Origin of the sequence: Streptomyces sp. NPDC005281 (genome assembly GCF_040607495.1) — a bacterium.
In the GTDB taxonomy this organism is placed as follows: Bacteria; Actinomycetota; Actinomycetes; order Streptomycetales; family Streptomycetaceae; genus Streptomyces.
In genome coordinates this window covers 42536-64512 of sequence record NZ_JBEXGX010000013.1, presented here as the reverse complement: position 1 = coordinate 64512, position 21977 = coordinate 42536, and the positions used below count along the sequence as shown (strand labels likewise).

Annotated in this window: 22 protein-coding genes; 17 read left to right on the top strand and 5 right to left on the bottom strand. The window is 71.1% G+C overall.

Annotation, left to right across the window (positions count from 1 at the left end):
• Positions 1-6 precede the first annotated feature (6 nt).
• The 15 genes from ABZV42_RS19625 to ABZV42_RS19555 all read left to right on the top strand — a co-directional run bounded on the left by ABZV42_RS19625 (position 7) and on the right by ABZV42_RS19555 (position 15197).
• Complete coding sequence (locus ABZV42_RS19625; protein ID WP_356052901.1) at positions 7-1641, top strand: acyl-CoA dehydrogenase family protein; 1635 nt, start codon at positions 7-9, stop codon at positions 1639-1641.
• 259 nt (positions 1642-1900) lie between these two features.
• Positions 1901-3196 (top strand): GAF domain-containing protein, encoded by a 1296-nt coding sequence (locus ABZV42_RS19620; RefSeq protein ID WP_355979290.1) that lies wholly within the window; start codon positions 1901-1903, stop codon positions 3194-3196.
• 160 nt (positions 3197-3356) lie between these two features.
• Complete coding sequence (locus tag ABZV42_RS19615; RefSeq protein WP_355979293.1) at positions 3357-4703, top strand: hypothetical protein; 1347 nt, start codon at positions 3357-3359, stop codon at positions 4701-4703.
• 265 nt (positions 4704-4968) lie between these two features.
• Positions 4969-5541, top strand: coding sequence for a GNAT family N-acetyltransferase (locus tag ABZV42_RS19610; protein ID WP_355979295.1), 573 nt, complete (start codon positions 4969-4971; stop codon positions 5539-5541).
• A gap of 163 nt (positions 5542-5704) precedes the next feature.
• Complete coding sequence (locus ABZV42_RS19605) at positions 5705-5788, top strand: putative leader peptide (protein WP_309486338.1); 84 nt, start codon at positions 5705-5707, stop codon at positions 5786-5788.
• A 135-nt stretch (positions 5789-5923) separates the two neighbouring features.
• Complete coding sequence (locus tag ABZV42_RS19600; protein WP_356052899.1) at positions 5924-7618, top strand: nitrite/sulfite reductase; 1695 nt, start codon at positions 5924-5926, stop codon at positions 7616-7618.
• Positions 7615-7794, top strand: coding sequence for a hypothetical protein (locus ABZV42_RS19595; protein ID WP_356052897.1), 180 nt, complete (start codon positions 7615-7617; stop codon positions 7792-7794). The genes ABZV42_RS19600 and ABZV42_RS19595 overlap by 4 nt, the downstream gene beginning before the upstream one ends.
• A complete protein-coding gene (locus ABZV42_RS19590; protein ID WP_356052895.1) occupies positions 7791-8501 on the top strand; it encodes a phosphoadenylyl-sulfate reductase in 711 nt (236 codons plus the stop codon). Before ABZV42_RS19595 ends, ABZV42_RS19590 begins: the two co-directional genes overlap by 4 nt.
• Positions 8498-9088: an adenylyl-sulfate kinase gene (cysC, locus tag ABZV42_RS19585; RefSeq protein WP_356052893.1), complete on the top strand. Its 591-nt coding sequence runs from the start codon at positions 8498-8500 to the stop codon at positions 9086-9088. The genes ABZV42_RS19590 and cysC overlap by 4 nt, the downstream gene beginning before the upstream one ends.
• Positions 9085-10023, top strand: a complete 939-nt coding sequence (gene cysD, locus ABZV42_RS19580; RefSeq protein WP_355979307.1) for a sulfate adenylyltransferase subunit CysD — start codon at positions 9085-9087, stop codon at positions 10021-10023. Before cysC ends, cysD begins: the two co-directional genes overlap by 4 nt.
• Positions 10024-10025: 2 nt before the next feature.
• Positions 10026-11381, top strand: a complete 1356-nt coding sequence (locus ABZV42_RS19575) for a GTP-binding protein (RefSeq protein ID WP_356052891.1) — start codon at positions 10026-10028, stop codon at positions 11379-11381.
• A 226-nt stretch (positions 11382-11607) separates the two neighbouring features.
• Positions 11608-12729 (top strand): aliphatic sulfonate ABC transporter substrate-binding protein, encoded by a 1122-nt coding sequence (locus ABZV42_RS19570; protein WP_356052889.1) that lies wholly within the window; start codon positions 11608-11610, stop codon positions 12727-12729.
• Between the two features lie 36 nt (positions 12730-12765).
• Positions 12766-13554, top strand: coding sequence for an ABC transporter ATP-binding protein (locus ABZV42_RS19565; RefSeq protein ID WP_355979313.1), 789 nt, complete (start codon positions 12766-12768; stop codon positions 13552-13554).
• A complete protein-coding gene (locus tag ABZV42_RS19560; RefSeq protein ID WP_356052887.1) occupies positions 13541-14443 on the top strand; it encodes an ABC transporter permease in 903 nt (300 codons plus the stop codon). Before ABZV42_RS19565 ends, ABZV42_RS19560 begins: the two co-directional genes overlap by 14 nt.
• 7 nt (positions 14444-14450) lie before the next feature.
• Positions 14451-15197, top strand: coding sequence for a sirohydrochlorin chelatase (locus ABZV42_RS19555; protein ID WP_355979318.1), 747 nt, complete (start codon positions 14451-14453; stop codon positions 15195-15197).
• A 22-nt stretch (positions 15198-15219) separates the two neighbouring features.
• Here ABZV42_RS19555 and ABZV42_RS19550 read toward each other — a convergent pair whose 3' ends face one another.
• From ABZV42_RS19550 to ABZV42_RS19535, 4 genes are all read right to left on the bottom strand, one after another.
• A complete protein-coding gene (locus tag ABZV42_RS19550) occupies positions 15220-15837 on the bottom strand; it encodes a DsbA family protein (protein ID WP_355979320.1) in 618 nt (205 codons plus the stop codon).
• Positions 15838-15959: 122 nt separating this feature from the next.
• Complete coding sequence (locus tag ABZV42_RS19545; protein WP_355979322.1) at positions 15960-16553, bottom strand: TIGR03086 family metal-binding protein; 594 nt, start codon at positions 16551-16553, stop codon at positions 15960-15962.
• A 10-nt stretch (positions 16554-16563) separates the two neighbouring features.
• Positions 16564-16971, bottom strand: a complete 408-nt coding sequence (locus ABZV42_RS19540; protein ID WP_356052885.1) for a nuclear transport factor 2 family protein — start codon at positions 16969-16971, stop codon at positions 16564-16566.
• On the bottom strand, positions 16964-17512 hold the full coding sequence (locus ABZV42_RS19535) for a DUF1697 domain-containing protein (protein ID WP_355979326.1): 549 nt from the start codon (positions 17510-17512) through the stop codon (positions 16964-16966). The genes ABZV42_RS19540 and ABZV42_RS19535 overlap by 8 nt, the downstream gene beginning before the upstream one ends.
• Positions 17513-17809: 297 nt before the next feature.
• Between ABZV42_RS19535 and ABZV42_RS19530 the strand changes: the two genes are divergently transcribed.
• Complete coding sequence (locus ABZV42_RS19530) at positions 17810-20083, top strand: MMPL family transporter (protein ID WP_356052883.1); 2274 nt, start codon at positions 17810-17812, stop codon at positions 20081-20083.
• 167 nt (positions 20084-20250) lie between these two features.
• On the top strand, positions 20251-21114 hold the full coding sequence (locus tag ABZV42_RS19525) for an aminoglycoside phosphotransferase family protein (RefSeq protein WP_356052881.1): 864 nt from the start codon (positions 20251-20253) through the stop codon (positions 21112-21114).
• 97 nt (positions 21115-21211) lie between these two features.
• Here the strand turns inward: ABZV42_RS19525 and ABZV42_RS19520 are convergent, their stop codons facing one another.
• A complete protein-coding gene (locus tag ABZV42_RS19520; protein WP_356052879.1) occupies positions 21212-21934 on the bottom strand; it encodes a 3'-5' exonuclease in 723 nt (240 codons plus the stop codon).
• Positions 21935-21977: the final 43 nt, after the last annotated feature.

Here is a 21977-nt window from a genome sequence, read left to right as displayed (position 1 = left end):
AGCGGTATGGCAGCCAGCACCCACACCGTGACCAACCAGGCTCCGCCCCTCGTCGGATATGACGTATTCGCCGCCGACCGGGCCCTCACCGAGGCGGTCGACCGGCATCTCGATCCAGAGCTTCTTCAGGAGGCGCGCGAGGAACTGTCGTCGCTCGGCCGGACGACAGGTTCGGCCCAGGTGCAGGAATGGGGTGCGCTGGCCAACGAGAACCCGCCGAAACTGCGCACCCACGACCGCTACGGCAACCGGATCGACGAGGTCGACTTCCACCCGGCCTGGCACCGTCTCCTCGGCAAGGGCGTGTCCGCGGGGCTGACATCGGCGTGGACCCGCCCCGGCGGGCACCTCAGGCGCGCGGCGGGCTTCGTGATCTGGACGCAGGCCGAGGCGGGCAACGGCTGCCCCCTGTCGATGACCCACGCGGCGGTGCCCGCGCTGCGCACCGACCCGGAGCTCGCCGCCGAGTGGGTGCCGCGTCTGACGTCCTCGGTCTACGACCAGGAGCTGCGTCCCGCGTCCCGGAAGGCCGGCGTCCTCTTCGGGATGGGCATGACGGAGAAGCAGGGCGGCAGCGACGTACGCGCCAATACGACCGAGGCGCGGCCGCTCGCCGAGGACGGGACGTACGCGCTGACGGGACACAAGTGGTTCTGCTCGGCGCCGATGTCGGACGGTTTCCTCGTGCTGGCGCAGGCTCCGGGCGGACTGACCTGCTTCCTGGTGCCGCGCGTCCTGGAGGACGGCACGCGCAACGTGTTCCGTATCCAGCGGCTCAAGGACAAGCTCGGCAACAGGTCCAACGCGTCGAGCGAGGTCGAGTTCGACGGGACGTGGGCGCGCCGGGTGGGCGACGAGGGGCGCGGGGTGCGCACCATCATCGAGATGGTGGCGGCGACCCGGCTCGACTGTGTGCTCGGCTCGGCCTCGCTGATGCGCCAGGCGGTGGCGCAGGCGATCCACCACTCGACCTATCGCGAGGCGTTCGGCGGCCGTCTGATCGACAAACCGCTGATGCGCAACGTCCTGGCCGATCTGGCGCTGGAGTCGGAGGCGGCGACCACGCTGGCGATGCGGCTGGCGGCGGCGTACGACGACGGGAGCGAGCAGGAGCGGGCGTTCCTGCGGCTCGCGGTACCGGCCGCCAAGTACTGGGTGACCAAGCGGTGTACGCCGGTCGCGGTGGAGGCGCTGGAGTGCCTGGGCGGCAACGGCTACGTCGAGGAGTCGGGCATGCCGCGGCTGCTGCGGGAGTCGCCGCTCAACTCCATCTGGGAGGGCGCCGGCAACGTGCAGGCGCTGGACGTGCTGCGCGCTCTCCAGCGGGAGCCGGGGGCCCTGGACGCGTATCTGCGGGAGGTGGGCCGGGCCCGCGGCGCCGACCACCGGCTGGACGGGGCCATCAAGAACCTGCTGACCGAACTCGCCGACCTGGACGGCATCGAGGCCCGCGCCCGCCGGCTGGTCGAGCGGATCGCGCTGGTGCTCCAGGGGTCGCTGCTCGTCCGGTACGCGCCCCCGGAGGTGGCGGACGCGTTCTGCGCCTCACGCCTTGGCGGTGACTGGGGTGCGGGGTTCGGCACGCTGCCGCACACTCTGGATCTGGCCACGGTGGTGGAGCGGGCCCGGCCGGTGGTCTGAAGGGAGCGCTGACGCGGGGGTGGTGCCGCGCCGACACGGCACCACCCCCGCCGCTCGCCCCGTTCAGGAGCTCGGACACCGCACGGGCGGCGTCACTGTCAGTTTCGAGGAACCTTGTGACCGTTGGCGAGAGTTGCAGACCGTTGCATTCCTTTGTGCACCTTGCGCGAAGGTCCGGCGGGCGCGCCCGAGAGCAGGCACGATGTGGGATGACGGCGGTGTCGCGGCCCGTACGAGGTCCTTGTTTCGGGAGTGTTCTGTGAAGACCACATCGTTCAACCCAGCCCGTTTCGCACCGTCCGACGCGTCCGAGACGGCCGGGCACCTCCAGCAGACCTGGACCGCGTCGGTCAAGGGAGAGCGTGGCGCGTTCGCCCCACGTCCGGTGATCGGCCGGTCCTGGCAGAGAGCGAAACGTTTCGGCGTCAATCCCGAACAGGGAACGGACAGCATTCTGCTCCAGCCGGACGAACTCGAACACCGGCGGACATCAACCGCCCTCGCCGATGTGATGCCGACCCTTCACGGCGGCCTCGGGACGGTCGCCGACGCCTCCCTCCAGATCATGGTGGTCACCGACGCCGAGGGCCGGGTGCTGTGGCGCGAGGGGAACCCGGGCGTGCTGCGCCGGGCCGACGCCATCTGCCTGGAGGAGGGCGCCGCCTGGAGCGAGGACTCCACCGGCACCAACGCCATCGGAACCGCCCTCTCGGCGGACGTCCCCCTCCAGGTGCACTCCGCCGAGCACTTCGTGCGCGCCCTGCACGACTGGACGTGCGCCGCCGCGCCCGTCCACGACCCGCGCGACGGACGGCTGCTCGGGATCATCGACGTGAGCGGCCCGGACAGCACCTTTCATCCCGCCACCCTCGCCCTGGTCGACACGGTGTCCAGACTGGCCGAAAGCGAACTGCGGGCCGCGCATCTGTCGGCCATCGAGCGGCTGCGCGCGGTGGCCGCCCCCCTGCTGTGCCGGCTGGACGGTCCGGCGCTCGTGGTGGACTCCCACGGCTGGCTCGCCGCCGTCACCGGAATGCCGCCGGTGGACCGGGTCCCGCTGCCCGACTCCTTCGGCGCGGGCCACTGCTGGCTGCCCTCCCTCGGCACGTGTGTCGCCGAGCCGATGCCGGGAGGCTGGCTGCTGCGCGTCACCGGCGCCGACGACCTGGGGAGCGCCGGCCGGGTCGTCCTCGCCCTCGGCGAGCCCCGGCGCCCGCACATCACCGTCTCGGGCACGGCGGGCAGTTGGGCCCAGGACCTGAGTCCGCGGCACGCGGAACTCCTCTACGTCCTCGCCGTGCACCGGCAGGGGCGCAGCGCCGCCCAGCTCGCGGTCGACCTCTTCGGCGATCCCACCCGCACCGTCACGGTCCGCGCCGAACTCTCCCGCGTACGCCGCCGGCTCATCGGGCTCCTCGACCACCGGCCGTACCGCTTCCGCGAGGAGGTGGAGGTCGAGATCCTGCTGCCCGACGACCCCCGGGACCTGCTGCCGCACTCGACCGCGCCCGCGGTGCGCGGTGCCCGCTCGGCCGCCGAACGGGCACCGTCCTGACGACGACTGAGGGTGACGCGTGCGTATTTCGTGGGCGTCTTCCGCGGTCTTTGTCCTGGCCGGGGGGTCACTGCCGTAGCATCCATTTCACGGGCCACCCCACCCGTCTCTCCGTCAACGCCCTCGGCGGGGGAGGCAGTTGGCCTATCCGGGAGGACGAATGAAGCAGCGCGGCAGACATCGTCGTCGAAGAAGGGGTCAGGCGCTGCGCGCCACCCTGGCCGGAACCGCCCTCGCGCTCACCGCGGCCGCCACACTGATCAGCACCTCGCAGGCCACCGGTGCCAACAGCCCGGGCGACCTCACCGCGCTGCGCGCCGGCTCCGCCTCCCAGCTGCGCCTCCACGAGAACCTCACCTCCCGGGAAGCACTCGACACGCTCAGCGGGAGCATGGGCGGCAACGTGGGCGTCGACGGCGTCCTGCGCGACGCCGACCGCTCGATGCGGAACACCGCCGACTGCACGTCGGACGAGCGGGCCGCGCTGCCCGTCGAGCCGTCGGCCACCCGCGCGTACTGCTGGGACGACGCCGACGCCCGGACCTCGCAGTGGCGGCCGCGTTCCGTGACCACCTCCGGTGACGCCGACGACGACGGCGCGTGGGGCGCGCACCAGGTGATCCTGGCCGGCTGGACCCACCGCGACGGACAGGCGGCCGCGCCGGGCCGTGACGAGGGACTGGCCCGGATCGCCTTCGTCGACGCGACGGACCCCGACGCCCTGCGCTACCGCTGGGTCCTGCTGGTCGCTCCGCGCGCCGGTGGCAGGGACTTCTCGGCGGTCCGCACCGGCCTCGGCGGCATGGTCTGGTACCAGGACAAGCTGATCGTCACCGCGGATCACGGCGACGGCCTGCTCGTCTTCGACCTGCACCGGCTGCTGCGGGCCGACGTGGACAGCGGCGCCGTGGGCCGGGTGGGCCACGGCTACTCGGCCGCCGGCTACCGCTACGTACTCCCCGCCATCGGCTCGTACGACCCGGAGGGCGGCTCGTGCACCCGCGGCCGTGGCCACGAGGTCCCCTGTATCGGCTCGCTCTCCCTGGACCGTACGACCGCTCCCGACAGCCTGGTCGCGACGGAGGCCGCGAGCGACCGTCCTGAGCGCACCCGTGTCTGGCGGTACGCGTTCAGCACCGCGGCGTACCGCACCGGGCTGCTCGCCGACGCGCAGGGCCATGTGAACGCGGCCGAGGCCTACACGACCAAGGGAACCGGGATCTCCGGTGCCCTCTCGCACCGGTCCGCGGGCGCCCGCGAGGCCCAGTGGTACATCGGACGGCCGTCCGACAGCCGCGAGGGGCACGCGTCCCTGTGGCGCCAGAGCGCGCACGGCGCGGAGGCGGCCACCTGCACCGCCGACCAGTCGCACGCCTGCTGGGGACTCGGCACCGGGTCCTTCTCCTACTGGCAGCGGACCGGCGAACTGTGGACCCTCAGCGACACGGCGGACCGAAGAGCGCTCTACGCGCTGCCGCTGTCGTCGGTCGACGGCTCGCTCGGATAGGGCCTGTCTGACAATTCGCGTCGTCGCCCGAAGGGCGGCCCGGCGGCGTCAGGTGCGTGCTCTCGGCGTGCCGGCCCCAGGCCTGCGTACTGGATGTACTCGGGTCTGGGGCCGGTGCGGCGAGTGGGGGTGCCCCCTGCTCGAAGAGCTTGGGGGAGCGTGCATGGCGTCGCGGGGCAGACGGGAATTGTCAGACAGGCCCTAGCCGGGGCCGAGCCGTGGACGCCTTTGGAGAGGTGTCCGCCCCCGTGGTTCCCTGGCGGTCATGAGCAACATCAGTGTGACCACCTGGTCCCTCGAGCAGACGGCCCCGGCCGACCTGCTCCCCGCGAGCGCCCCCGACGGGGAGCTGCGCATCGTCCGCGCCGAGGTCTCGTCCCCCGAGTTCAGCCGCTTCCTGTACGCCTCGGTCGGCGGGGACATCCTCTGGACGGACCGGCTCGGCTGGACGTACGCGCGGTGGCAGGAGGTCCTCGACAGGCCGGGCACGGAGACCTGGGTCGCCTACGACCGGGGGACCCCGGCGGGCTACGTCGAGCTCGACGCCCAGGACGACGGGGTCGTGGAGATCGCCTACTTCGGACTCGTCCCCGCGTTCCGCGGCCGCCGGATCGGGGGACATCTCCTCTCGTTCGGGACCGCGCGCGCCTGGGACCTGGCCGAACGCTGGCCGGGGCGGGCCGGGACGAAGCGCGTCTGGCTGCACACCTGCAGCAAGGACGGCGAGCACGCGATGGACAACTACCTGCGCCGCGGCTTCCGGCTCTTCGACACCAAGGTCGAGGAGGAGGCGGAGGCCGTCACCCCGGGCCCGTGGCCGGGCGCGGGCACCGTCTGACCCGCTTTGTACCGTGGTGACCACGGCTCCCGGCCCTCCTCGCGGCACCGCGGGAGGGCCGGTCATGTGATCGACAGCACTCCTGTCTCACAATTCGGGACCCGGGTGTCCACATGATGGACGACGGTGGACTGCCCCGAGATCCCCGTGACACGCTTCCGTCATGTCTGGAACTGGAATTGCCTTGGTGAGTCGGCGGCACGTCGACCTCGGCCGCATGTCCAGCGCCATCTGTCCGGCGAGCTGATCAGCCCAGCAGCGCCGAGTCTTCCCCTTTTTGCGACCCTTGCGCAGTGCTGCGCCCATTCTTCCGTGTGCACCCGTATGCGCAGGTCAGAGCCGCAGTCAGACCTGCCCCGCAGTCTCGAAGGACGTAACAGCCATGGCCGCCACCCCCCAGGATCCCGTCGCCGCGCCCCGCCGCAAGGTGAGCCGTCACCGCGGCGAGGGCCAGTGGGCCGCTGGTCACTTCACCCCGCTCAACGGCAACGAGCAGTTCAAGAAGGACGACGACGGTCTCAATGTGCGGACACGCATTGAGACGATCTACTCGAAGCGGGGATTCGACTCGATCGACCCCAACGACCTGCGCGGCCGGATGCGCTGGTGGGGTCTCTACACCCAGCGCAAGCCCGGGATCGACGGCGGCAAGACCGCGATCCTGGAGCCGGAGGAGCTGGACGACAAGTACTTCATGCTGCGAGTGCGCATCGACGGTGGCCGGCTGACCACCGAGCAGCTGCGGGTCATCGGCGAGATCTCGCAGGAGTTCGCGCGCGGCACCGCCGACCTCACCGACCGCCAGAACGTCCAGTACCACTGGATCCGCATCGAGGACGTCCCGGAGATCTGGGAGCGCCTGGAGGCTGTCGGCCTGTCCACGACCGAGGCCTGCGGTGACACGCCCCGCACCATCCTCGGCTCGCCCGTCGCCGGCATCGCCGAGGACGAGATCATCGACGGCACCCCGGCCATCGAGGAGATCCACCGCCGGGTCGTCGGCAACAAGGACTTCTCCAACCTGCCGCGCAAGTTCAAGACCGCGATCTCCGGCTCGCCGCTGCTCGACGTGGCGCACGAGATCAACGACGTGGCCTTCGTCGGCGTGAACCACCCGGAGCACGGCCCCGGTTTCGACCTCTGGGTCGGCGGCGGCCTGTCCACCAACCCGAAGATCGGTCAGCGCCTCGGCACCTGGGTGCCGCTCGACGAGGTCGCGGACGTCCACATCGGCGTCCTGTCGATCTTCCGCGACTACGGCTACCGGCGGCTGCGCAACCGTGCCCGCCTGAAGTTCCTGGTCGCCGACTGGGGCGTGGAGAAGTTCCGCCAGGTCCTGGAGGACGAGTACCTGAAGCGCAAGCTGGTCGACGGTCCCGCCCCCGACCAGCCCGTCGCCCGCTGGCGCGACCACGTCGGGGTGCACCGGCAGCAGGACGGCCGGTTCTACGTCGGCTTCGCCCCGCGCGTCGGCCGCATCGACGGCGCCACCCTGACGAAGATCGCCGAGCTGGCCGAGGCGCACGGCTCGGGCCGGCTGCGCACCACCGTCGAGCAGAAGATGATCGTGCTCGACGTGGACGAGACCCGCGTCGACTCGCTCGTCGAGGGCCTGGAGTCGCTCGACCTCACCGTCCGCCCCTCCACCTTCCGGCGCGGCACGATGGCCTGCACCGGTATCGAGTACTGCAAGCTCGCGATCGTCGAGACCAAGGCGCGCGGCGCTTCCCTCATCGACGAACTCGAGCGCCGCATCCCCGAGTTCGACGAGCCCATCACCATCAACATCAACGGCTGCCCGAACGCCTGCGCCCGCATCCAGGTCGCGGACATCGGTCTCAAGGGCCAGCTGGTGCTCGACGACAACGGCGAGCAGGTCGAGGGCTTCCAGGTGCACCTGGGCGGCGCGCTCGGCCTGGAAGCCGGATTCGGCCGCAAGGTCCGCGGCCTGAAGGTCACTTCGGACGAGCTGCCCGACTACATCGAGCGTGTCCTCAAGCGTTTCCGGGCGGAGCGCGAGGACGACGAGCGCTTCGCCACATGGGCCACGCGCGCCTCCGAGGAGGCGCTGTCGTGAGCGAGCGTGCGGCGCCGTTCTACTGCCCCTACTGCGGAGACGAAGACCTGCGGCCCAGCGAACAGGGCCACGGCGCGTGGGAATGCGCGGCGTGCAACCGAGCCTTCCAGCTGAAGTTCCTGGGACTGCTGTCCCGGGGCGTCCAGCAGGAGAAGCGTGGAGGGGCAGAGATATGACGGCCATTCAGCAGCAGCGTACGGACGACGACTTGAGGACCCTGGCCGAGCAGGCGGGACGCGACCTGGAGGACGCGTCCGCCCTGGACATCCTGCGCTGGGCCGCGGACACCTTCGGCGCGGCGTTCTGTGTGACCTCCTCCATGGAGGACGCGGTCGTCGCCCATCTGGCCTCGCGCGCCCGGCCCGGTGTGGACGTGGTGTTCCTCGACACCGGCTATCACTTCCCGGAGACGATCGGCACCCGGGACGCGGTCGAGGCCGTGATGGACGTCCGTGTCATCACCCTGACCCCGCGTCAGAGCGTCGCCGAGCAGGACGCCGAGTACGGGCCGAAGCTGCACGACCGCGACCCGGACCTGTGCTGCAAGCTCCGCAAGGTCCAGCCGCTGGAGGAGGGCCTGACGCACTACCGTGCCTGGGCGACCGGACTGCGCCGCGACGAGTCCCCGACCCGGGCGAACACCCCGGTCGTCGGCTGGGACGAGAAGCGCCGCAAGGTCAAGGTCTCGCCGATCGCCCGCTGGACCCAGGACGACGTGGACGCGTACGTCGCGGAACACGGCGTACTGACCAACCCCCTGCTGATGGACGGCTACGCCTCCGTCGGCTGCGCCCCCTGCACCCGCCGGGTGCTGGAGGGCGAGGACGCGCGGGCCGGCCGCTGGGCGGGCCGCGCGAAGACCGAGTGCGGACTGCACGGATGACGACGAACACCGCGCCCCCCGCGGACCCCACGATCTCCCAGGAGCGGCAAGTGACGAGCGGAGCCACCGTCTGGCTCACCGGTCTGCCGAGTGCCGGCAAGACGACCATCGCCTACGAGCTGGCCGGCCGGCTCCGCGCGGAGGGCCACCGCGTCGAGGTGCTCGACGGCGACGAGATCCGCGAGTTCATCTCGGCCGGCCTCGGCTTCAGCCGCGAGGACCGGCACACCAACGTGCAGCGCATCGGCTTTCTCGCCGAACTGCTCGCCCGCAACGGCGTCAAGACGCTCGTCCCGGTCATCGCGCCCTACGCCGACAGCCGTGAGGCGGTGCGCGGTCGCCACAAGGAGAACGGCACCACGTACCTGGAGGTCCACGTGGCGACCCCGGTCGAGGTGTGCTCCGTACGCGATGTGAAGGGTCTGTACGCCAAGCAGGCCGCGGGCGAGCTGACAGGGCTCACCGGGGTCGACGACCCGTACGAGTCGCCCGAGTCGCCCGACCTGCGCATCGAGTCGCACACCCAGACCGTGCAGGAGTCCGCCGCCGCGCTGCACGCGCTGCTCACCGAGAAGGGTCTCGCATGACGACCGTCGCCAGTGTCTCCGAGGAGACCGAGAGCAGCCCGTACGCGCTGTCGCACCTGGACGCCCTGGAGTCCGAGGCCGTCCACATCTTCCGTGAGGTGGCGGGTGAGTTCGAGCGGCCGGTGATCCTCTTCTCCGGCGGCAAGGACTCCATCGTCATGCTGCACCTCGCGCTGAAGGCGTTCGCCCCGGCCGCGATCCCCTTCACGCTGCTGCACGTGGACACGGGGCACAACTTCCCCGAGGTCCTCGACTACCGCGACCGGACCGTGGAGCGCCACGGTCTGCGGCTGCACGTGGCCTCGGTGCAGGACTACATCGACCGCGGTGTGCTGCGCGAGCGTCCCGACGGCATCCGCAATCCGCTCCAGACCCTGCCGCTGACCGAGAAGATCCAGTCCGAGCGTTTCGACGCCGTGTTCGGCGGCGGACGGCGTGACGAGGAGAAGGCGCGCGCCAAGGAGCGGGTGTTCTCGCTGCGTGACGAGTTCTCGCAGTGGGACCCGCGCCGTCAGCGGCCCGAGCTGTGGAACCTGTACAACGGCCGTCACGCGCCCGGCGAGCACGTCCGCGTGTTCCCGCTGTCCAACTGGACCGAGCTCGACGTGTGGCAGTACATCGCCCGCGAGGGCATCGAGCTGCCCGAGATCTACTTCGCGCACGAGCGTGAGGTCTTCCAGCGGTCGAACATGTGGCTGACCGCCGGGGAATGGGGCGGCCCGAAGGACGGCGAGACCGCCGAGAAGCGGCTCGTCCGCTACCGCACGGTGGGTGACATGTCCTGCACCGGCGCCGTCGACTCCGACGCGACGACCCTGGACGCCGTCATCACCGAGATCGCCGCCTCCCGCCTCACCGAGCGCGGCGCGACCCGCGCCGACGACAAGATGTCCGAGGCCGCGATGGAAGACCGCAAGCGCGAGGGGTACTTCTAGACATGACCAGCACCACCGAACCCACCGAGCCCCTGTCGGTCGAACAGCTGTCGGCGACCACCCTGCTGCGTTTCGCGACTGCGGGCTCCGTCGACGACGGCAAGTCCACGCTCGTCGGACGACTGCTGCACGACTCGAAGTCGATTTTGACCGACCAGTTGGAGGCCGTCGAGCACGCCTCCCGCAGCCGCGGCCAGGAGACCCCCGACCTCGCGCTGCTGACCGACGGCCTGCGGGCCGAGCGCGAGCAGGGCATCACCATCGACGTCGCCTACCGCTACTTCGCCACCGCGCGCCGCCGTTTCATCCTCGCCGACACCCCCGGCCATGTGCAGTACACCCGCAACATGGTCACCGGCGCCTCGACCGCCGACCTCGCCGTCGTGCTGGTCGACGCCCGCAACGGCGTCATCGAGCAGACCCGCCGGCACGCCGCCGTCGCCGCCCTGCTGCGGGTCCCGCACGTGGTGCTCGCCGTCAACAAGATGGACCTCGTCGAGTACAAGGAGTCCGTCTTCGCGGCCATCGCCGAGGAGTTCACGGCGTACGCCTCCGAGCTGGGCGTCCCCGAGATCACCGCGATCCCGATCTCGGCGCTCGCCGGCGACAACGTGGTGGAGCCGTCCGCGAACATGGACTGGTACGGCGGCCCCACCGTGCTGGAGCACCTGGAGACCGTGCCGGTCAGCCACGACCTGGCCCACTGCCACGCCCGGCTGCCCGTGCAGTACGTGATCCGACCGCAGACCGCCGAGCACCCCGACTACCGCGGCTACGCCGGCCAGATCGCCGCCGGTTCGCTCCGCGTCGGCCAGCAGATCACCGTGCTGCCGTCCGGGCGCACCTCGACGATCTCCGGCATCGACCTGCTCGGCGAGCCGGTCGACATCGCCTGGACCCCGCAGTCGGTGACCGTCCTGCTGAAGGACGACATCGACATCTCCCGCGGTGACCTGCTCGTGCCGAGCAAGGACGCGCCCCCGACCACGCAGGACGTCGAGGCGACCGTCTGCCACGTCGCCGACGAACCGCTCACCGTCGGCCACCGGGTGCTGCTCAAGCACGGCACCCGCACGGTCAAGGCGATCGTCAAGGACATCCCGTCCCGGCTGACGCTGGACGACCTCTCGCTGCACCCGCACCCGGGCCGGCTGGTCGCCAACGACATCGGCCGCGTCAAGATCCGTACCGCGGAGCCGCTCCCGCTCGACTCGTACGCCGACTCGCGGCGCACCGGCGCGTTCATCCTGATCGACCCGGCCGACGGCACGACGCTGACCGCGGGCATGGTCGGCGAGTCCTTCGCCGCGCCGCAGCCGGTCGTGGACGAGTCCGACGAAGACGGCTGGGACTTCTGACATGAATCCTGTCGACATCTACTCCACGTTCGCGAAGGAGGGCGGCCGCGTCGGCAGCGGCGCCCTCGGCAGCGGGCAGGGCGGAGTGGCGCGATGTGCGCGATGACGTACGCGCACTGCCTGCGCGCCCCGTCCCCCCACCGCCTGCACAAACGAAGACATGCCGACCTCCCGGCCACGACCTGAGAAAGGCGTGACCGCCGGGCCACCGAGAGGAAACCCTCCCGTGCCTGCCATCCGCTCCACGCGCACCAAGCTGCTGGGCCGCGGCATAGCCCTCGTCACCGCTCTCCCCCTGCTCGCGCTCGCCGCGTGCAGCTACGGCTCCGACGCCAAGGACGACAACGCCGCGGCCAAGGTCGCCGCCGGGTCGAAGAAGATCGACGGACTCGACTCCGTCAAGATCGGCTACTTCGGCAACCTGACGCACGCCACCGCGCTGGTCGGCAACCAGAAGGGCTTCTTCCAGAAGGAGCTCGGCGCCACCAAGGCGCAGTACCAGATCTTCAACGCGGGCCCGTCCGAGATCGAGGCGCTCAACTCGGGCTCGATCGACATCGGCTGGATCGGCCCCTCGCCCTCGATCAACGGCTTCACGAAGTCCGGGGGCAAGAACCTGCGGATCATCGGCGGTTCGGCCTCGGGCGGCGTCAAGCTCGTGGTGAACCCCAAGAAGATCAAGTCCCTGAAGGACGTCAAGGGCAAGAAGATCGCGACGCCGCAGCTCGGCAACACGCAGGACGTCGCGTTCCTCAACTGGGCCGCGGAGCAGGGCTGGAAGGTCGACGCCCAGAGCGGCAAGGGTGACGTCTCGGTCGTCCGCACCGACAACAAGATCACCCCGGACGCCTACAAGTCCGGTTCCGTCGACGGCGCCTGGGTGCCGGAGCCGACCGCGTCCAAGCTGGTCGCCGAGGGCGGCAAGGTGCTGCTCGACGAGTCGGACCTGTGGCCCGACAAGAAGTTCGTGATCACGAACATCATCGTGTCGCAGAAGTTCCTCAAGGAGCACCCGAAGGTCGTCGAGGCGGTCCTGAAGGGCTCCGTGACGACCAACAAGTGGATCAACGCCAACCCGGACGACGCCGAGGCAGCCGCGAACAAGCAGCTGGAGGCCGACTCGGGCAAGGCGCTTCCGACGAACGTGCTCGACCCGGCCTGGAAGTCCATCCAGATCACCAACGACCCGCTGGCCTCGACGCTGAACACCGAGGCGGACCACGCGGTCAAGGCCGGTCTCCTGGACAAGCCGAACCTGACCGGCATCTATGACCTCGCGCTCCTGAACAAGATCCTCGCCGCCGCGGGCGAGAGCAAGGTCGACGACGCCGGTCTCGGCGTCAAGTAAGCCCGGATCCCGATGAGTTCCCAGGAGGTGACGACCATGGCAACGACGCTCGCCAAGGCCGCCGACGGCGCCGACACGACGGAGTACGCCGCCCGCATCGAGCACGTCTCGAAGTCCTTCGCCGGACCGGCGGGACCCCAGCTCGTCCTCGACGACATCACCCTCGATGTCGCGCCGGGCGAGTTCGTCACCCTCCTGGGGGCCTCGGGGTGCGGCAAGTCCACACTGCTGAACCTGGCCGCGGGCCTGGACAAGCCCTCGGCCGGCACCATCACGACCAACGGGCGCCCGGCTCTGATGTTCCAGGAGCACGCCCTGTTCCCGTGGCTGACCGCGGGCAAGAACATCGAACTCGCCCTGAGGCTCAGGGGAGTTCCGAAGGCCGAGCGACGCGAGCGGGCCGAGGGACTGCTCGAACTGGTCCGGCTGAAGGGCGCGTACGGCAAGCGGGTGCACGAGCTGTCAGGCGGTATGCGCCAGCGCGTGGCGATGGCCCGGGCGCTCGCGCAGGACAGCCAGATCCTGCTGATGGACGAGCCGTTCGCGGCGCTGGACGCCATCACCCGGGACGTGCTGCACGACGAACTGACCCGCATCTGGCGCGAGACGGGCCTGTCCGTCCTGTTCGTGACGCACAACGTCCGGGAGGCGGTACGGCTCGCGCAGCGCGTGGTCCTGCTGTCCTCCCGCCCCGGGCGCATCGCCCGCGAGTGGACGGTGGACATTCCGCAGCCGCGCCGCATCGAGGACGCCCCCGTGGCGGAACTGTCCATCGAGATCACCGAAGAACTGCGTGGGGAGATCCGCCGTCATGGCCAGCACTGAGACGAAGTCCGACGCGGCCGTCAGGGGCAACGACGGTCTGGGCGGGCTGGAGGCGGGCCTCGACGCGCTGGAGTCCTCCGTCGCGGGCCGCAGTTCCTTCGGCACGACGTTCCGGCAGAAGATACTGCCGCCGCTGGTCGCGTTCGTGATCGTCCTGGCGGCCTGGCAGGCGCTGATCACTTTCAAGATCGTCGACGATCCGACCAAGCTGCCCTCGCCGTCCGACGTGTGGGCCGAGGTCAAGAACGCCTGGCTCCAGGGCACCCTGCTCGACTACGTCTGGACCAGTGTCTCGCGCGGTCTGCTCGGCTTCCTGTTCGCCTTGGTGATCGGGACCCCGCTGGGCCTGCTGGTGGCCCGGGTCAAGTTCGTGCGCGCCGCGATCGGCCCGATGCTTTCGGGTCTTCAGTCCCTGCCGTCGGTGGCGTGGGTGCCGCCGGCCGTGATCTGGCTCGGCCTGAACAACTCGATGATGTACGCGGTGATCCTGCTCGGCGCGGTCCCCTCGATCGCCAACGGCCTGGTGTCGGGCGTGGACCAGGTGCCGCCGCTGTTCCTGCGGGCGGGCCGCACGATGGGCGCGACGGGTCTGCGCGGGACCTGGCACATCGTGATGCCGGCCGCGCTGCCCGGCTATCTGGCCGGTCTGAAGCAGGGCTGGGCGTTCTCCTGGCGCTCGCTGATGGCCGCGGAGATCATCGCCTCCTCCCCCGACCTCGGCGTGGGCCTCGGCCAGCTGCTGGAGAACGGCCGCAACGCCAGCTCCATGCCGATGGTCTTCCTCGCCATCTTCCTCATCCTGTTCGTCGGCATCGCCATCGACCTGATCGTCTTCAGCCCGGTGGAGCGGTGGGTGCTGCGCAGCCGCGGACTCCTGGTGAAGGGCTGACCCCGTCATGAGCAGGCCCGAGCGCCCCGTCCTCGTCGTCATCGCCCACGGCAGCCGCGATCCGCGGCACGCCGCGACGGTGCACGCCCTGGTGCGAAGGGTGCGCGCCCAGCGCCCGGGCCTGCGCGTGGAGACCGGCTTCCTCGACTTCAACATCCCTTCCGTACCAGGGGTGCTGGCGTCGCTGGACGCGGAGGGCGTCCGCGACGTGGTGGCCCTGCCGCTGCTGCTGACCCGAGCCTTCCACGCCAAGTCGGACATCCCGGCGGTGCTGCGGGATGCGCCGTCACGGCTGCGCGTGCGGCAGGCGGAGGTGCTCGGCCCGTCCCCGCTGCTGACGGCCGCGCTCGAACGCCGGCTGTACGAGGCCGGGCTCGCGCCCGCCGACAGGTCCCGGACCGGGGTCGTACTGGCCTCGGCGGGATCCAGCGACCCGGAGGCGATCGCGGTGATCGCAGAAATCGCGCGGGAGTGGCGGCACACCGGTTGGTGCGCCGTGCGGCCCGCGTTCGCCTCCGCATCCCTTCCCCGCACCGAGGACGCCGTCCGCGAACTGCGCGCCCTCGGCTGCGAGCGCGTCGCGGTCGCCCCGTACGTCCTGGCCCCCGGTTTCCTGCCGGACCGCATCGCCCGGGGAGCCGCCGGGGCGGACGTGCTCGCCGACGTCCTCGGTCCCGCGCCGGAGGTGGCACGGGTCCTGCTGGAGCGCTACGACGAGGCCCGGATGCCGTCCCTGGCGGCGCTCGGCGCCTGACTCCCCTGTTCCCGGAGCGGGATCAGTCGAAGGAGAGCCCACCGGTGCGCGTCCTCTTGAGCTCGAAGAAATCGGGGTGCGCGGCGAGGACCCGGAAGCTGTCGAAGAGTTCGGCGGCCTTCTCCCCGCGCGGGATGGCCCGCAGCACCGGGCCGAACCACACCGTTCCATCGACATGAATGGTCGGAGTCCCCACATAGGCACCGGAGTCCGGTTCGGTACCGGCGTCATGGCTGCGGCGGACCGCCTCGTCGTACGAGGAGTCGTGAGCGGCTTCGGCGAGATCGGCGGGGAGCCCGAGCTCGGCCAGCGACTCGGCGACCACCGTGCCGAAGTCCTGCTCCCGGCGCTGGTGGATGCGGGTGCCGAAGGCGGTGTAGAGCTCGCGCAGCACCTTCTCGCCGTGCTGCTCGGCCGCGGCCACCGCGACCCGTACCGGACCGATGGACTTGTCCACCAGTTCGCGGTACCAGTCGGGCAGCTCGTTTCCCGTGTTGTGCAGGTAGAGGCTCATCGCGTGGAACCGGAGGTCGAGCGGCCGTCTCCGTTCGACCTCCAGGATCCAGCGGGAGGTGATCCAGGCGAAGGGGCAGGCGGGGTCGAACCAGAAGTCGACCCGGGTGGGCGAGTTGGTTGTCATACCGTCGAGGCTAACCACTGGGTGGCGCAGAATCCTGGCCCAATTGCTCTCCGCGATCGTGGGCCAATTCTCCGTCCGCCGGTCCGCTCCCGTCGGTGGCGACCCCGCCCGCTCGCGGGCTGCTACACCGTCGCGCGGCGCGGATCACGACCGCTGTGGGCGAGGGCGCGTTCGAAGGCGGGCGCGTCCTCGGGAACGTCCACCGGGTCGGCGAAGCCCTCGTAGCGGCGGTAGAGCTCGGCGTGGGTGTCGACCACGTCGAGGACGAACCGGGCGGCGCCGTCCGAGACGCGGAACGTCCCTCCCGTGGCCGCGGCGACGTCCCAGCCGTGCACCGCCATCTCCTTGACGATCATCGCGGCGATGTCCGCCGCCGGCATCTTCGCCTCCCCGAGCTCGACCTCGCCGTCCCACACGGCGGGGTCCTCCCAGGCCGCGACCGCGCGGTCGAGCTGCCCGGCGTAGGCCTCGGCCCAGCCGGGTTCGGCCGTGAAGTCGCGCGCGGTCAGCTCCTCGGGGAGCGGCTCGCGCAGGGCCCGGTGCTCCAGGCCGTGCGAGGTGTAGAGGACCCAGTGGTTGACCAGGGTGCGGACGTCCCAGTCCGTGCAGTGCGAGGGCCGGGGCAGCTGGTCCCGCGTGACACCGCGGGCCACCCGGGCGGCCTCGGCGGCGCATTCGACCATGTGCGGATACACGTTCTCGTACGCATCGTTCATGGCTTCCACGCTACGGGCCCGGCGCACCCGGCTCTTGAACAAACGCGACAGCTTCGGCGGGGTCGTACGGCGTGCCCTGGTGGAAGTAGAGGAGCCAGTCTTCCCCGATGAGCCGCCACAGCGAACTCCGGTGCGCCCGGCGGCCGTTGTTGTCGGTGTCGAAGGTCAGATGGACCAGGTCGGGGGCGAGCTGCACCCCCTTGACCCGTGACGTCGTGGTGCGGCTGCCGTCCTCGGTCCCGCCGGCCAGCAGGGCGACCATCGAGGCACGGTCCCAGATGCGGCCGGACGCACCGAACTCGTAGAAGTCGGGGTGCATGAGCGCGGCGACGACGTCGGCCGAGCGGCGTACCGCCGGGTCGAGCAGGCGCAGTTCGCCCTCGATGGCGGCCTCGACGGCGGCATTGCGCTCAAGCACCGGTCAGCTCCTCCAGTTTGACGACGGTGTTCCAGTTCCGTGTGGTGGCGAGGACACCCTTGAGCAGTCTGGGTCTGCCCAGGGCCTCCGCCAGCTTGGACCGGCCGAGGCCGTCGGGCGCGTAGAGGTACAGGACGCGGTCCCCGAGGCGGAACTCCTCGGGCAGGAAGGCCCCGGGCTCGACGGAGGCGAAGCGCCCGGCGTCGACGGGGTGCGAGAAGTACGTGATGTGCAGCTGCTTGGCCTCCAGCTCGGCGGCCGGGAACGGGCAGGCCTCCCGGGCGGCCCGCAGATAGGCGTGATCGCGGACGAGGACGCCGACACCGAAGCCGAAGTGCTTCTCGATGGCCGCCGAGAGCTCCTCGGCGAGCGACTCCTCGTCCCCGGCGCCGCTGCTGAACACCGCGTTCCCGCTCTGGAGATAAGTGCGGACGCCGCCGTATCCGAGCCCTTCCATCAGGGTGCGCAGCTCGGCCATCGGCACCTTCTTCGCGCCGCCCACGTTGATGCCGCGCAGGAGCGCCGCGTACGTCGTCGTCATCCGCACACCATAGGCCGGGTGCCGTGCCCCAGGGGGTGGGCGCGACCGTTGCGGCGCGCGGAGCCGCCGGCCGGTCCCGCGAGCCGGGCCGACCCCTGAGCGCCGTCCCCGAGAAGTGCCGTTACGTGTAAGGGCCTTCTGTCCTCCCCAGTGCGGAGAGCCTGGGGTCCGAGGGGAGGAGCCCGAGGTCCTCCGGTTCACCGGACAGTACGAGGAGACGCGCTTACCCGGCCCATACCTTCGATAGGGAAGGTGGCGGCAGGGGGCTGTCACCGTGCTCAAGGGGGCAGGCCCGTCATGGGGAACGCAGACACACGGGTGCGCGGCATCGCCGCGCGAGCAGGCGGCTGGAGCGCCCGCCACCGATGGGCGGCCGTCGGAATCTGGGTGCTGTTCGTCGTCCTGGCGATGGGCCTCGGCTCCGCGGCGGGCCGCGTCGACGTCAAGGAGAGCGACCAGCTCAAGGGCGAGACGCACACCGCCGCCAAGATCATCGAGGATGCCGGGATCAAGGAGCCGGCCAGCGAGACGGTGCTGATCCAGGCGAAGGACGCGGGCACCAAGGCCACGGACGCCGAGTTCAGGAGCGCGGTCTCGGCGGTCGTCGAGGCGGTCGGCGCGACCGGCAGGGTCACCGGCGTGACCTCCCCGTACGACACGAAGACGATCTCGAAGGACGGGCGCAGCGCGCTGGTCCAGTTCGACATGCGCGGCGACGCGGACACGGCGGGCGACCGCGTCGAACCCGTGCTGAACGCCGTCAAGGGCGTGCAGAAGGACCACGCCGGGCTGCGGATCGAGGAGATCGGCGGCGCGAGCATGAAGAAGCAGTACGACGACGCGTTCGGCGACGACTTCCAGAAGGCCGAGCTCTCCGCCGTGCCCGTGGCGCTGGGCATCCTGCTGATCGCGTTCGGCGCGCTGGTGGCGGCACTGCTTCCGGTGGCGCTCGCGGTCACCGCGATCATGGCGACGATGGGCCTGATGGGCATCGTCAGCCATCTGATGCCGATGAGCGACACGGCCAACTCCGTGATGCTGCTGGTGGGTCTGGCCGTCGGCGTCGACTACTGCCTGTTCTACCTGCGGCGTGAGCGCGAGGAGCGCGAGGCGGGCCGTGACGCCGGTACGGCGCTGCGGATCGCCGCCGCGACCAGTGGCCGCGCCATCATCGTCTCCGGGGTCACGGTGTGCGTGGCGATGGCGGGCATGCTGTTCACCGGGCTCGCCGAGTTCGAGGCGATGGGCCTGGCCTCCCTGATGGTCGTCGCCGTCGCCATGGTCGGCTCGGTCACCGTGCTGCCCGCGCTGCTCTCGCTGCTCGGCGAGCGTGTCGAGAAGGGCCGCGTCCCGTTCCTGCACCGGGCCGGGCGGGCTTCCGCGAGCGCCGGCCGGAGCAAGCGCCGGCCGGCCGCGGAGGGCAGCCGGTTCTGGGGCGCCGTGCTGCGCGTGGTGCTCGCCAGGCCCGCGTTCTCCCTGGTCGTCGCGACGGGAGTGCTGCTCGCCATCGCGGCTCCGGCCCTCGGCATGAAGACCCAGCAGCTCACCCTGGACAAGGAGTTCGGGCACTCGCTGTCGATCGTCGGCACGTACAACCGGGTCAACGAGGCCTTCCCCGGCGGCTCCGAGCCGGCCGAGGTGGTCGTGAAGGCGCGGGACATCAACGCCCCCGATGTGAAGGCCGCGCTCGCCGACTTCCGTGCTGAGGCGGTCAGTTCGGGTGCCTCGCGCGGTCCGGTCGACATCAAGGTGCACGCCGAGGACAACGTCGCCTTCGTCTTCGTCCCGCTGGTCGGCGGCTCCGACCAGGGCAAGGCGGAGAAGAGCCTGGGACTGCTGCGTGACACGGTGCGGCCCCGGACGCTCGGCAAGGTCGACGGTCTCCAGGCGCCGATCACCGGGCAGGTCGCGGGTTCGCACGACTTCAACGATCAGCTGATCGGCTCGGTGGCCCCGGTGTTCGCCTTCGTGGTCGTGTTCGCCTTCGTCCTGATGCTGCTCTCCTTCCGCTCCCTGACGATCGCGGTCACCTCGATCGCGCTCAACCTCCTCTCGGTGGCGGCCGCCTACGGCATCCTGGTCGCGGTCTTCCAGCACGGCTGGGGCGCGTCCCTGGTGGGCGCGGCGGGCGTCGGCGCCATCGTCGCCTGGCTGCCGCTGTTCCTGTTCGTGATCCTCTTCGGGCTCTCGATGGACTACCACGTGTTCGTGGTGTCCCGGATCCGTGAGGCACGGCTGCGGGGCCGCAGCACCAAGGACGCGATCCGGCACGGGGTGGTCACCACGGCCGGTGTCGTCACCAGCGCCGCCGTCATCATGGTCGCCGTCTTCGCGATCTTCGGAACGCTGTCCATGCAGTCCATGAAGCAGATGGGTGTGGGCCTGGCGGCCGCGGTGCTCATCGACGCGACGATCATCCGGGGCGTCCTGCTCCCCGCGGTGATGGCACTGCTCGGCGAGCGCAACTGGTACCTGCCGAAGTGGCTGAACCGCATGCCCGACCTCACCCACGACGAGGCCCCCGAGGCCGCGGCCCCGCCGGTACCGCGGGGCGAGCGCGCCGGGGTGTAGCCGGCCTCGTCCGTCCAGGGCCTGCCTGCCTCCTCCTCCCGGAGGGGCCGGCAGGCCCTTCGCCCGTGCGACCTGTGGGAATGGGACACTGGCCGACGGACGGTCGGCACCCGGAGCCGTCGCCGGCGAGGCCGCGCGGGCGGCACACGAGGACACGGAGTCGAGCGATGGACGAGGCACGGGCGCGGGACGTACTGGCCGCGGCGAAGGTGCTGCCGGGGCCGGCGCGGGACGCGTCGCTCCTCGCCCTCGGCGAGAACGCGGTGTTCGGTGCCGGTGACCTGGTCGTCAAGGTGGGGCGCGACGCCGAACTCCACGACCGGGCGCGCCGGGAGCTGGCCGTCGCCGCCTGGCTCGCCGAGTCGGACGTCCCCGCCGTGCGGGCCGCCGAACCGGAGGCGCTGCTGGTCGACGGACACCCCGTGACGGTGTGGCACCGGCTGCCCGATGCCGTCCGTCCCGCCGAGCCCCGCGATCTGGCCGGACTGCTGCGGGTCGTGCACGCACTGGCCACCCCGTCCTTCGCGCTGCCGCCCCGCGAACTCCTCGGCGGTGTGGAACGCTGGCTGCGTCTGGCCGGCGACGCGATCGCCCCCGGGGACGCGGCTTATCTGCGTGAGCGGCGCGACGGCTTCGCCGCGGCTGCCGCGGCGCTCACCCCGCGGCTGGCGCCGGGCCCGATCCACGGCGACGCGCTTCCCCGCAACGTCCATGTCGGCCCGGACGGCCCGGTCCTGGTCGACCTGGAGACCTTCTCGGCGGACCTGCGTGAGCACGATCTGGTGGTCATGGCCCTGTCCCGCGACCGCTACGGGCTTCCAGCCGAGGCCTACGACTCGTTCACCGGGACGTACGGCTGGGACGTCCGGGAGTGGGAGGGCTGTTCGGTGCTCCGGGGGGCCCGCGAGACCGCGAGCTGCGCCTGGGTCGCCCAGCACGCGCCGACGAACCCCAAGGCCCTGGCCGAGTTCGAACGCCGGGTCGCCTCACTGCGGGACGGCGACGAGACGGTGCGCTGGTACCCGTTCTGACCTGGCCGGTCCGACGCCGGGGGTCCGTCCGGGGTCACGCGAGAAGCGCGCCCGCCCGGGGTCGCCCGACCGGCGCGCCCCCGGTCCCGCGGCCGGGTCAGACTCGTTCGTCCGCCAGGTCCCGCAGCGGCCAGGTCCCGTCCACCACCGCGTCCGTCTCGCCCTTGCGGCGCAGGAAGGACTGGAAATCCGCCGCCCACTGCGCGTACCACTCGATCTGTCGGTGGTGCAGCTCGACGGGTCCGAGGGCGGCGACCTTGGGGTGGCGGCCGGCTATCGCGCAGGCGAGCCGGGCAGCGGCGAGGGCGTCGGCCGAGGCGTCGTGGGCGGAGTCGAGGACCACTCCGTACTCGGTGCAGACCGCCTCCAGGTTGCGCTTCCCCCGGCGGTACCGGTCGACGGAACGGTCGATCGTGTACGGGTCGATGACGGGAGCGGGGTCGATGCCGCCCAGCCGCTCGCCCAGCGACGGCAGTCCGTGGCGCCGCAGCTCCGCGGAGAGCAGTGTGAGGTCGAAGGCCGCGTTGTACGCCACGACCGGGACGCCGGTGCGCCAGTAGGTGATGAGGACTCCCGCGATGGCGTCGGCGACCTCGTCCGCGGGGCGGCCCTCGGCGGCCGCGCGCTCATTGGTGATCCCGTGGACCTCGACCGCGTCGGCCGGGATCTCCACGCCCGGATCGGCCAGCCACTCGCGGCGGCCCAGCGGCTCTCCGTCCTTGACCTCTATCACGGCGCCCGTGACGATGCGCGACTCGCGCGGATCGGTCCCGGTCGTCTCCAGGTCGAAGCCGATCAGCAGCTCCCGGTGCCAGCCCATGGGTGGCCCCCCTTCTTCGTGGTGCTTTCCCCCAGTGGTCTCC